The following is an 11,101-nucleotide window of genomic DNA, read 5'->3' as shown; positions in this document are numbered from 1 at the left end:
CCTAAAAAAGACCTTTCTTAAAAGGCTTTCTTTTGGATTGTAGAAAAGGAAAAATTGAAGATTTTAACGCAAAAAAGAGGTTTTTTCACAGCCTGACGTCCTGCTGCTTTGAGATGGCTGGGAATTCGTAACCGCTAAATTTTCGGCTTAACGAAAACTTGATGCGAAACGATAATTCCACTTAATTCCAGCTAGGTCAAAATGCCCGTTAGCTACAGGCTTGATTATTTCAAACTTCTTTCTAATAATGAAACTATAATTTTTTCGTTCATTTCTGTTTTTTTTTCTACGCTTTCAATATTATTAGCTAAATTTATTGATAACATTGTGTCTTGAATTTTAATCAGTTGACCGAAAAAGAAATTAACTTGCTCTAAACTTTTCTTATACATTAAGAAATATGCTCCACCTATAAATTCTAATATTAAACCAGAAATCGCAGTTATATAATTAACCTCAATCTTTGCTATATCTAAATATTGTAACCAAATACCAGTAAGAATTGTTATAAGACCAATAACAATAGCAAAAACACTAAATCTGAAACTGCTTTTTGCTTGATTCTTATTTATAGTATAATATTCATTTAGTTGGTTTAGACTTAATTGTATTGTGTGGAAAATATCAAGTTCCTTCTCTGTTTCTATTTTTTGAGTAATAATAACACGTTCAGCTTTTAAATTTTTCAACTCTGCGTCCGTAGCATCAGAAGATTGCTCAAAAAAATAAATTGATTTAGCTAAAGCAATTAAAATTAATGTTACAATAAAAAATGGTAAAATATTTTTAATTAAGTAATCTTTTCTCTCTATGTTTAATTGTTCAAAAACTGAATAAAAAATAATTGATATTATTCCTACAACTGAAATTGTAGTGAGAATTAAAACGATTGTTTTAGCAATTTTATTTTTCGTTATTAGCTCTCCTAAAAAGCTGAAAATTATATATCCATCTTTACCATCTATCATTTTTCGGTTTCTTTTTTTTCAGCTTGACACAAACTATTATATAATCAAAACAAACCTTCACATACACCAAAATCTAGGTGCATTGGCGAAGGTCTGTTTCACCTTCCGTTTTTCAAATATATTAAAATTTTCTTACAATTTAATAAAATAAACGGCGCATCATTGGAATGTTTTGCGTGAGGGATGGCAGCGAAAATCCTTTATGTTTTTTCTTTAAAAAACATAAAGATTGCAGCGAACAGCCCGACCCGAAGTTGCGAGGAGGAACGACGAAGCAATTTGTAGGGTCACGCCCATACTTGGACTACGCTCAGCATAAATAAAGAATTTTAAAAAACAAATCCGCTTCAAGAGGAGCGGATTTATCAAACTAAAAATCTAAAAAAAACTGCTAACTAAACTCTTTATCCGGATTGTATCCTAAATACGGCATGGATTGTTCCTTGAAAACAACACCGTATTCTTCTAATTCTTTCAAAATAGGCTCATAAACTTCCTTCCGAATGGGCAATTGCACTCCCGGAGTCGTGATTTTACCATTCAATATTAACAAGGTCGCCATTGCAACGGGTAAACCCACTGTTTTTGCCATGGCTGTATAGGTTTGATCGTCGCCAATGCAAACCATTTTGGAATCTATTTGTTCTTTTTTGCCATTATATTCGTATCCAAATTTGTGATACATGACAATCATATCTTTATCATCTTGCTGAAGCGTCCAACTATCCGTCAATATTTTTTCCAGAATTTGTGCCGGAGTAGCATTTTTTAGACCTACTTTCTTGTTTGGGTTGAACAAATCGAGTTCCAATAATTTATCCCACATGATATCATCTTGGTCAATTTTTAGAATCAAACGGGTCTTGATTTCTACAGAATCCGTGGGATGATATGGCAGGAAAGAATTCACAAATTCTCTGTAACTCATGTTCTCTGAATCCTCCATAACGTAACTGTCATCCGTCATTCCTAATTGCACAAACATATTCCAAGCTTTCGAGAAACCCACTCTACGAATCGTTCCTCTGTATAACGTAAGTACATTATCTAAGCCATACACACTGCGGTATTTCAACGAATCCCGATTCGAATAACCTTCGAATCGACCATATCCTTCCACTTGCAAAAACTCGGTTCTGCGAAACAAATTACAGTACGGAATGTATTTATAAGTCCCCTCCTGAATAAATTTGGCAGCGCCACCCTGACCCGCAAGAACTACATTGCGTGGTGCCCAGGTAAATTTGTAATTCCAAAGATTCGTATCGGATTCCGGAGCTACAAGTCCGCCACAAAAGGATTCGAATAAAATCATCTCACCGCCTTTTTCCTTAATCTCATCAATCACTTTCATGGCACTCATGTGGTCAATGCCTGGATCAAGTCCAATTTCATTCATGAAAATCAGATTATTTTCCTTTGCGGCAGCGTCTAATTCCTGCATCGCATCACTTACGTACGAGGCGGTGACTAAGTGTTTTTTATAAATAATACAGTCTTTGGCCACTTGAATGTGCAAATGAGCCGGTAACATGGAGATGACAATATCAGCAATTTGCACCGCTTTTTTTCTTTGATCTTCATCAAAAATATCTAAGGCAATTGCCGTTGCATTGGGGTGATTGTTTGTCTTTTTTTGGGCTAAAGCCAAAGACAAATCACCAATAACAAGATGCAGATTCTCTTTTTCAGATTTATTTAAAAGATACTGAATCAGAGATGAAGCTGATCTTCCTGCCCCAATGATTAAAATTGTTCTCATTTTTATATATTTATAACACAAACATACAAAAATGTTGTATTTATAACAAACGGCCATCGTTTATTTTGTAATAAATTAAAAATGCGTTTTCAGATATTCAGCCTTTCTATATAAACTATCGTTGCAAATCCTTTTAAATTCATTCGAGAAGAAATACTTTTGCAGTAAAGACAATCAAAATGAACAAAAAGATACTTTCGACAGCAACTATTTTAGGAATGATCGCTATAATTTTAGGAGCTTTTGGCGCACATGCCCTAAAAAAAGTACTCTCTGTGGAGCAATTAGTTACATTTGAAACTGGAGTACGCTATCAAATGTATCATGCACTATTTTTATTATTCGTTGGACTGATGAATGACATCACTCCAAAAATCAAAAAAACAATCTACTTTTTGGTCCTTACAGGTGTAATTTTATTCTCCGGTTCGATATACTTATTGGCGACAAACGACCTGACATCTTTTGATTTTAAGACAATTGGATTTCTTACACCCATCGGCGGGCTCCTATTAATACTGGGCTGGGGCGTTTTATTATTATCTTTTATAAATAATAAATCACAAAATCCGAAGAAGTAAACGCTAACTGAAATATAATTTCTACTTTTGCAGTCTATAAAAAGTAACTACACAATAATAAATTTATGGACAATAACACGCTTTTCTCGCAATCGATTTCGTTAAAAGAATTAGGAATTGAAAATGCCAAAATTCATTACCAGTTATCCCCTGAAGAATTACAAGATATAACTATAAAAACAGGTCAAGGAATTGAGACTTCTACTGGAGCATTAGCAGTGAATACAGGAGAATATACGGGTCGATCGCCGCAAGACCGTTATATCGTAAAAGATAGTATCAGTGAAAATCAAGTTTGGTGGGGAAAAGTAAACATCCCATTCGAACCAGCAGCATTTGAAGCTTTATACAACAAGGTTACCGCTTATTTATCAGACAAAGAAATTTACGTTAGAGATTCTTACGTATGCTCTGACCCCAATTATAGATTAAATGTTCGTGTAATTACAGAAACTCCTTGGGCAAATTTATTTTGTTACAACATGTTTTTGAGACCTGAAATGGAAGAATTAGCAAATTTCGACCCAGAATGGACTCTTTTATGTGTACCAAGTTTCATGGCAGATCCAGCGGTTGACGGTACACGCCAAAGCAATTTCGCCATTCTTGACTTTACAAGAAAAGTAGTTTTGATAGGTGGAACTGGTTATACCGGAGAAATGAAAAAAGGAATTTTCTCTGCTTTGAATTTCATTTTGCCAGTTTTCAAAAATACTTTACCAATGCATTGTAGTGCCAATGTTGGAAAAGATGGTGACACAGCTATTTTCTTTGGGTTATCAGGAACCGGAAAAACTACTTTATCAGCTGATCCAGACCGAAAATTAATTGGTGACGATGAACATGGATGGACAAACGAAAACACCGTTTTTAACTTTGAAGGCGGTTGCTATGCAAAAGTGATCAATTTATCCGAAGAAAACGAACCAGACATTTTTAGAGCCATAAAAAAAGGAGCAATCCTTGAAAATGTAATCATCAATAAAGATACTAATGAAGTTGATTTTGAGGATATTTCTATCACTCAAAACACTCGAGTAAGTTACCCTATTTTTCATATTGATAACATACAACCGGGTTCCATTGGGAAAAATCCAAAAAACATATTTTTCTTAACGGCCGATTCATTCGGGATATTACCTCCAATTTCTAAACTTACTCCAGGACAGGCTGCGTACCATTTTATTTCTGGCTACACAGCAAAAGTGGCGGGTACCGAAGCTGGAATTACAGAACCTCAGCCTAATTTCTCTGCTTGTTTTGGCGCACCATTTATGCCATTACACCCAACAAAATATGCTGAAATGTTGAGTAAAAAAATGAAAGACGCCAATGTAAAAGTTTGGTTAATCAATACAGGTTGGACAGGCGGTCCTTATGGAATAGGAAGCCGAATGAAATTGAAATATACGCGTGCCATGATTACCGCTGCCTTAAACGGAGAATTGGACGATGTTGCTTACGAGAACCACCAAGTTTTTGGAATTGCAAAACCACAAACCTGTCCAAATGTGCCAAGCGAAATATTGAATCCGAGAAACACGTGGGAAGATCCAGAACTATATGATAAGAAAGCGGTAGAATTAGCTCAAAAATTCAAAGCTAACTTTGCCAAATTTGAAGAATTTGCCAATGCCGAGATTATGGCGGGAGCACCAATCGCATAAGTTAATTATAATTCAAAAAAGAAAGAGAGCTGTTCCTTGTGAGCAGCTCTCTTTTATTTGGTACAAACCGTAACAAAATGCCTTAAATAAATACATATCAATTATTTATACCAAGATTCATTTTTTGGCGTTAAATTTGTAATCATCAATCAAAAAATCATCAATCATGTTAAAACAATTTTTTATCCTTTGTTCCGGAGCTGACAAAGACTTACTTGAAGGCTGTTCCGAAGGCGAACAAACCAAATATGTAGGTATTGGCGCCACCGTTTTCTTTACCGCTGTCATGGCTTTCCTTGCCAGTTCCTATGCGCTGTTTACCGTCTTTGACAGTATATATCCCGCAATCGCATTTGGTATCGTTTGGAGTTTACTTATCTTTAATTTAGATCGTTTTATTGTTTCCACTATTCGAAAAAGAGACAAAATAGGAAGTGAATTTCTACAGGCAACTCCCCGAATTATTTTGGCAGTGATTATTGCGATAGTTATTTCCAAGCCATTGGAAATTAAAATCTTCGAAAAAGAAATCAATACCGTTTTGTTGAAAGAGAAAAATGCGATGGCTTTAAATAACAAAAAAGAAGTAGCGAATTATTTCAAATCCGATTTGGATAAAAATAAAGCAGAAATCGATAAATTAAAATCGGAAATCACAAACAAAGAAAAAGAAGTAAATACGCTGTATGAAACCTACATCACTGAAGCCGAAGGAACTGCTGGAACCAAAAAATTAGGCAAAGGTCCGGTTTTTAAAGAAAAAATTGCCAAACATGATTTGGCAAAACAGGAACTGGATACCTTACAAAAAACCAACTTGGCTAAAATTGCTGAAATGGAGAAAAATACTAAAACGTTGCAAACCGATTTAGACAAGAAAGTTAACGAAACACAACCCATAATTGACGGATTTGATGGTTTAATGGCACGAATAAATGCCTTGGATAAATTACCTTGGCTGCCTTCGTTTTTTATCATGCTCTTGTTTTTAGCTATTGAAACTTCTCCTATTATTGCTAAACTTTTATCTCCAAAAGGGGAATACGATTATAAACTGGAAGATCTGGAAACAGCTTTGAAAGCAACAATCGAACAAGATAAATACCAACGCACTTTACTCGTAAAAACTAGCGCCACGATGCACGACAAAGTTTACGGAGACATTGCTGACGACAAACAGTTATATGATTTACAACGAAAAAATGCTACTGATTTACTAGAATTACAATCTAATAATTTTGTAGAAAAGCAGAAAAGAACTTTATAATAAAAACAAAACCCGACAACTATTAAGTGTGTCGGGTTTTTTATTATTTATTCCTTAGCGCTCTATGCGAAACTACATATGACTCAAAATTTCTTTTTTGAAAGCGTCGTATTCGCCTTGTAAAATCAATCCGTTGTCCAATAATTTTTTATAATTCTGTAACTTTTCAAAAAGTTCGTCTTGTGATAAATCACTCAACGATTTGTCTTTTAGATTTAATGGAACGTCTTCGAATACTTGATTTTCAGCAATAAAATTAGGCTGTGAAACTGGCATTATTTCAGCAAAACTAGTCACTTCTTCGGTTTCCATTTCTTCAACAATCTCCACTTCTTCTATTGGAGAAACTGGAACTTCATCCATCATTGTTGCGTTTAATACAGACCCAACTTTTAATATATCCAATTGCTCTTTAGCGTATGTAAAAATCTTTCTGGCTTGAATTTTAGGAATGTAATCAATAGAAACCTCCATATTTGTTCTGGTTGTAAAAGAAAACTCTGAACCCAAAATATTTTCTTTCACAAAAGTACCTTCTATCTCGTCCCACGTGTAATCAATAAAATTCATGGATAGTCCCAGATTTTTAGGCTGACAGATGATAATTCTTTTATTCGTCATCACAATACTATCCGGCAAAACGGTAATCGCTGGTTTTTTTTGAACAGCTATATAACCAATCTCTTCGTTTTTCATCAATAAATCACTCAGTTTTGAAGCGATTTTTTCAATAGCTTTTGGGTCTTGTTCTTCGTTTAAAAACTTCTTAAATTGTTCTTTCATATGATATGCTGAATTTATTTCAGTACGAGTTTATATTTTTTTAATCCAAATTTATTTGCAAAAGTAATGCCTAATTTTCTAATTCTTGAATTTCGTTTTGCAATTTCTTTGTTAAACTTTTGAAAACCAATTCATAGGAATGATCAATCAATTCTTTGACAAGCGCATCCGAAACTGATGCATTTACAGCAATTGTATTCCAATGGGTTTTACTCATGTGAAAACCCGGCTGAATGTCATCATATTCAGCTCGTAATTCCTCGGCACGTTCTGGATCACATTTCAAATTGACTGATGGTTGTCCTTTTTCCCATTGACTTAAAGACGACAATGCAAACATTTTTCCGCCCACTTTAAAAACTAAAGTATCTTCATCAAAAGGAAAATGTTCCGTCACTCCTTTTTTAGACAAGCAATATTCGTAGTATGTTTCTAAGTTCATTTATGAAATTATTTTCATTCAAAATTTATAATTCATCATTTAAAATAGCATATAAAACCGGTTTACTGGGACTCGCATCATTCTCAAAAGATGCGATTTGTAAATTCAATAGATAACTTCCGTCTTTCACTTCATCTGGAACAAAAATCATTTCGGTGATCGTGCAATCCATTCTGGCATCGGCATTCAAGTTTTTAACATCCGTCACGTTCCAAAATGCTTTGTGCGCCAAAAGTTTTCCTTCATCCTTTTCTTTGTCAACACTTGGCAAGTCAATCAATAAATGCTTAATCCCGCTTTCACGAATGAATAAAGCGGCTTCTTCGGCCAGAAAAGGTGGGTCGGTATGGGAATATTTTCTGGAAAGTTTGGATGTGTCATTCGGTAAAGTCCTTATTACAATCGCTTCTGGTTTTTTTCCGTTTAAAGCCTTTTCTATCGACTCCTTGGTAATTACAAAGTCCATCTCTTGGTCTTCGAGTTCCACCGAGACCAATTCAGCAGTAAAGAAAAACTGTTTCAGAGTTTGGTTGATACTATAAAATTCACGCGTGATATGACCTAAACATTCGGTATGTGTTCCGTGACCGTGTGGATTAAAACTAATGTTGTTGAAATTAGTGGAAGACATTCCACTGGACACTTTACCTATCCATTCGCCAAAATGAACTGGCTCAATGACTGGTTTTAAAATGTACCAGGCGATAGGGTTTTCATCTGTATTGGATAATGGAATCGAAATATCAATGGGTTTCGATAAATTGACTTGAATAGTTTTATTGTTGTGTTGAATAGTAGTTTTCATAATTGTTTAACGGCAAAGGGCACAAAGATTAAACTAAGTCCACAAAGCTTCGTGAGCATTGCGTTTCCTTTGTGTGCTTAGTGGTTATATTATTCCAAATTTACCCAAAAAAGATCAGACGCTATCCCATCTGTCAAAAATTTTCCTTTTTTTGTGGGTTTCAAAATACCATTTTCGATAAAAAGAAATTCATCGTCCAAGAATTTCTGGGCTTGCTTCATTAAATAATCTAAATAGGATTGTCCAAATTCAGTTTTGATCCTTTCCAAAGAAACTCCCCAAATGGTGCGCAATCCCGTCATGATATATTCATTATATCGATCAGAAAGAGATAAGATTTCAATCTCATTTGGCAGTTTACCCGCATCAATAGATTTTATATATAACGGATTGTTAGAAACATTCCAAGAGCGAGAAACCCCGTCATAACTGTGTGCCGAAGGTCCAATTCCTATATATTTTTTCCCCAGCCAATAGGCCGAATTATTCTTGGAGAAATAGTTTTCCTTCCCAAAATTTGACAATTCGTAATGAATAAAATCATTGGCTTCAAGCAATTCTACTAAAATAGCAAAGTGCTCTTGCGCGACTTCATCTATAGGAGCAGCAATTTTTCCCGTTTGAATCAGTTTATTCAAAGCTGTTTTTGGTTCCACTGTCAAGGCATAACTAGAAATATGTGGAATCCCAAAAGACAATGCTGTTTCTATATTTTGTTTCCATTTTTCGTTACTCATTGCCGGAATTCCGTAAATCAAATCAAGTGAAATATTGTCGAAATACTGAGTTGCTTCTTCCAAACATTTTTTGGCTTCCGCCGAATTATGAGCGCGGTTCATCAGCTGCAAATCTTCTTCGAAAAACGACTGAATCCCAATACTTAAACGATTGATTTTACTTTTGGACAATTCAATTATTCGTTCGCTTGACAAATCATCAGGATTGGCTTCCAGTGTGATTTCGGGATTTTCAATCACAGAATAGTTTTTGTACACTTCGGAAATCAGGAAATTAATTTCTTCAGATGTTAAAACGCTTGGCGTTCCTCCACCGAAATAAATGGTTTCGACTTCTTGATTCTCAAACTCACTTTTGCGCATTTGAATTTCTTTGGCAATAGCCAAAACCATCTCTTCTTTCTTCTTCATCGAAGTCGAAAAGTGAAAATCGCAGTAATGACATGCCTGCTTGCAAAAAGGGATATGAATGTAGATTCCGCTCATTAATTTAGTATTAAGTATTCAGCTTTTTAGTGTTCAGTTCTGCAAACTGGATACTGATTACTTTTTTATTCTTTCTTCATTTTGTTTTACAAAAGCATCCCAACCGATATAACTTTTGGCACCAACCACTTTTCCAGAGTTGAAAAAATGACAAACCGCAGCGGCCAATCCATCGGTGGAATCGAGATTTTTAGGCAATTCCTTCAATCCCAAAAGTTGCTGAAGCATTTTGGCAACTTGTTCTTTGCTGGCGTTTCCATTTCCGGTAATCGCCATTTTTATTTTCTTTGGTTCGTATTCCGTAATCGGGATATCTCTCGAAAGTCCCGCAGCCATTGCCACGCCTTGCGCACGTCCTAACTTCAACATCGACTGTACGTTTTTACCAAAAAAAGGGGCTTCAATCGCAATTTCATCCGGATTGTGTGTATCGATTAACTCAATCGTACGCTCAAAAATAATTTTTAGTTTTTGATAATGATTGTCGTATTTGGACAATTGCAGTTCATTCAATTGCAAAAATTCCATTTTTTTGTTGACAATTTTTATCAATCCAAAACCCATAATCGTTGTTCCGGGGTCAATTCCTAATATGATGCGTTCGTTTGCCAATTTTAATTTGTTATTTTGCAGTAATGATTACAATTCCACACAAAACTAAGCAATTCCTCGTACTTCTAATCAAACTTTTGATTGTGGGCGGTGCGTTTTATTTTATTTACAATCAATTGGCCAATAACGATAAACTCGATTGGCAGAAATTCATTGTTTTATTCCAAAAAAATCAATCTATTGGTGGAATCGCCTTTATTTTGTTATTGAGTGTTCTGAATCGGTTTTTTGAAATATTGAAATGGCAAAACTTAGTAGAATTTATCCATAAAATCTCTTTGGGAGATGCAACCAAACAAGTTCTTGGCGCATTAACCGCGGGACTTTTCACGCCTAATGGAGTTGGAGAATATGCCGGGAAAGCATTATTTTTTAACAAAGCAAACACTAAAAAAGTGATTTTCTTGAACCTGATTTGCAACGGAATCCAAATGATATTGACTGTTATTTTTGGGATTTTTGGGTTGTTATATTTCAATGCGCAGTACAATGTGATTACTACAAAGACGGTAGCGCTGCTTTTTGGATTTCTAATACTACTTTTCATTGTTTTATTTTCAGTCAAAAAAATTACTATCAAAGGCTATTCGATCGAAAAACTGATTCATAGGATTAATGAAATCCCAAAACATATTCATCAAAAAAATATCTTTTTAGGCATTTGTCGTTATCTGGTTTTTTCGCACCAATATTACTTTTTGTTTCTGGCTTTTGATGTTGATTTACCTTATTTTACATTGATTGCTACTATTTCATTAGTTTACTTTTTAGCGTCTTCCTTGCCTACTTTTCAGTTTTTGGACTTTGCCGTAAAAGGAAGTGTCGCCGTTTATTTCTTTGGGATTTTAGGCGTTAACGAATGGATTGTGATTTTCATTTCGACTTTAATGTGGTTTTTGAATGTGGTTTTACCGGTGATAATTGGCACTTATTATGTATTGAATTTTAAAATTCTCTCCAAAGTAGAAGGAGACAAAACGCAATAAAAGAT

The 11,101-nt window shown here is 34.8% G+C and carries 11 protein-coding genes; 4 read left to right on the top strand and 7 right to left on the bottom strand.

What is annotated here, in order from left to right; all coding sequences use genetic code 11:
• Window positions 1-224: 224 nt before the first annotated feature.
• Window positions 225-968: a TRADD-N-associated membrane domain-containing protein gene (locus DR980_RS12370; RefSeq protein WP_113636592.1), complete on the bottom strand. Its 744-nt coding sequence runs from the start codon at window positions 966-968 to the stop codon at window positions 225-227.
• 391 nt (window positions 969-1,359) lie between these two features.
• A complete protein-coding gene (locus DR980_RS12365) occupies window positions 1,360-2,730 on the bottom strand; it encodes a saccharopine dehydrogenase family protein (protein ID WP_113636590.1) in 1,371 nt (456 codons plus the stop codon).
• A 179-nt stretch (window positions 2,731-2,909) separates the two neighbouring features.
• Between DR980_RS12365 and DR980_RS12360 the strand changes: the two genes are divergently transcribed.
• From DR980_RS12360 to DR980_RS12350, 3 genes are all read left to right on the top strand, one after another.
• On the top strand, window positions 2,910-3,311 hold the full coding sequence (locus DR980_RS12360) for a DUF423 domain-containing protein (protein WP_113636588.1): 402 nt from the start codon (window positions 2,910-2,912) through the stop codon (window positions 3,309-3,311).
• A gap of 65 nt (window positions 3,312-3,376) precedes the next feature.
• Window positions 3,377-4,978 (top strand): phosphoenolpyruvate carboxykinase (ATP), encoded by a 1,602-nt coding sequence (gene pckA, locus DR980_RS12355; RefSeq protein WP_113636586.1) that lies wholly within the window; start codon window positions 3,377-3,379, stop codon window positions 4,976-4,978.
• 166 nt (window positions 4,979-5,144) lie between these two features.
• The gene (locus tag DR980_RS12350; protein WP_113636584.1) at window positions 5,145-6,245 is read left to right on the top strand and encodes a DUF4407 domain-containing protein; all 1,101 of its coding nucleotides are present in this window, start codon (window positions 5,145-5,147) and stop codon (window positions 6,243-6,245) included.
• 72 nt (window positions 6,246-6,317) lie between these two features.
• On the opposite strand, the gene DR980_RS12345 is transcribed toward DR980_RS12350, so the two are convergent.
• The 5 genes from DR980_RS12345 to ruvC form a co-directional block, all read right to left on the bottom strand.
• Window positions 6,318-7,028 (bottom strand): PH domain-containing protein, encoded by a 711-nt coding sequence (locus DR980_RS12345; RefSeq protein WP_113636582.1) that lies wholly within the window; start codon window positions 7,026-7,028, stop codon window positions 6,318-6,320.
• Window positions 7,029-7,098: 70 nt separating this feature from the next.
• Window positions 7,099-7,470 (bottom strand): MmcQ/YjbR family DNA-binding protein, encoded by a 372-nt coding sequence (locus tag DR980_RS12340; protein ID WP_113636580.1) that lies wholly within the window; start codon window positions 7,468-7,470, stop codon window positions 7,099-7,101.
• A gap of 25 nt (window positions 7,471-7,495) precedes the next feature.
• Window positions 7,496-8,275, bottom strand: coding sequence for a cyclase family protein (locus DR980_RS12335; protein WP_113636578.1), 780 nt, complete (start codon window positions 8,273-8,275; stop codon window positions 7,496-7,498).
• A gap of 89 nt (window positions 8,276-8,364) precedes the next feature.
• Window positions 8,365-9,498 carry a radical SAM family heme chaperone HemW gene (gene hemW / locus DR980_RS12330; protein ID WP_113636576.1) on the bottom strand — a complete coding sequence of 378 codons (1,134 nt, stop codon included), beginning with the start codon at window positions 9,496-9,498 and terminating at the stop codon, window positions 8,365-8,367.
• A 57-nt stretch (window positions 9,499-9,555) separates the two neighbouring features.
• Window positions 9,556-10,110 carry a crossover junction endodeoxyribonuclease RuvC gene (gene ruvC, locus DR980_RS12325; protein ID WP_113636574.1) on the bottom strand — a complete coding sequence of 185 codons (555 nt, stop codon included), beginning with the start codon at window positions 10,108-10,110 and terminating at the stop codon, window positions 9,556-9,558.
• A 23-nt stretch (window positions 10,111-10,133) separates the two neighbouring features.
• On the opposite strand from ruvC, the gene DR980_RS12320 reads away from it, so the two are divergent.
• Window positions 10,134-11,096 (top strand): lysylphosphatidylglycerol synthase domain-containing protein, encoded by a 963-nt coding sequence (locus tag DR980_RS12320; protein ID WP_113636572.1) that lies wholly within the window; start codon window positions 10,134-10,136, stop codon window positions 11,094-11,096.
• Window positions 11,097-11,101 lie beyond the last annotated feature (5 nt).

The sequence above is a fragment of the Flavobacterium psychrolimnae genome (assembly GCF_003312425.1).
Taxonomy (GTDB): domain Bacteria; phylum Bacteroidota; class Bacteroidia; order Flavobacteriales; family Flavobacteriaceae; genus Flavobacterium; species Flavobacterium psychrolimnae.
Note: the sequence above shows the minus strand (reverse complement) of the source record. Positions and strands in the feature narration are given on the sequence as shown.

What these genes read in the sequence shown, in the direction of transcription:
- DR980_RS12370 (WP_113636592.1), bottom strand. Translation starts at nt 968, where the DNA reads ATGATAGATGGTAAAGATGGATATATAATTTTCAGCTTTTTAGGAGAG.
- DR980_RS12365 (WP_113636590.1), bottom strand. Translation starts at nt 2,730, where the DNA reads ATGAGAACAATTTTAATCATTGGGGCAGGAAGATCAGCTTCATCTCTG.
- DR980_RS12360 (WP_113636588.1), top strand. Translation starts at nt 2,910, where the DNA reads ATGAACAAAAAGATACTTTCGACAGCAACTATTTTAGGAATGATCGCT.
- pckA (WP_113636586.1), top strand. Translation starts at nt 3,377, where the DNA reads ATGGACAATAACACGCTTTTCTCGCAATCGATTTCGTTAAAAGAATTA.
- DR980_RS12350 (WP_113636584.1), top strand. Translation starts at nt 5,145, where the DNA reads ATGTTAAAACAATTTTTTATCCTTTGTTCCGGAGCTGACAAAGACTTA.
- DR980_RS12345 (WP_113636582.1), bottom strand. Translation starts at nt 7,028, where the DNA reads ATGAAAGAACAATTTAAGAAGTTTTTAAACGAAGAACAAGACCCAAAA.
- DR980_RS12340 (WP_113636580.1), bottom strand. Translation starts at nt 7,470, where the DNA reads ATGAACTTAGAAACATACTACGAATATTGCTTGTCTAAAAAAGGAGTG.
- DR980_RS12335 (WP_113636578.1), bottom strand. Translation starts at nt 8,275, where the DNA reads ATGAAAACTACTATTCAACACAACAATAAAACTATTCAAGTCAATTTA.
- hemW (WP_113636576.1), bottom strand. Translation starts at nt 9,498, where the DNA reads ATGAGCGGAATCTACATTCATATCCCTTTTTGCAAGCAGGCATGTCAT.
- DR980_RS12320 (WP_113636572.1), top strand. Translation starts at nt 10,134, where the DNA reads ATGATTACAATTCCACACAAAACTAAGCAATTCCTCGTACTTCTAATC.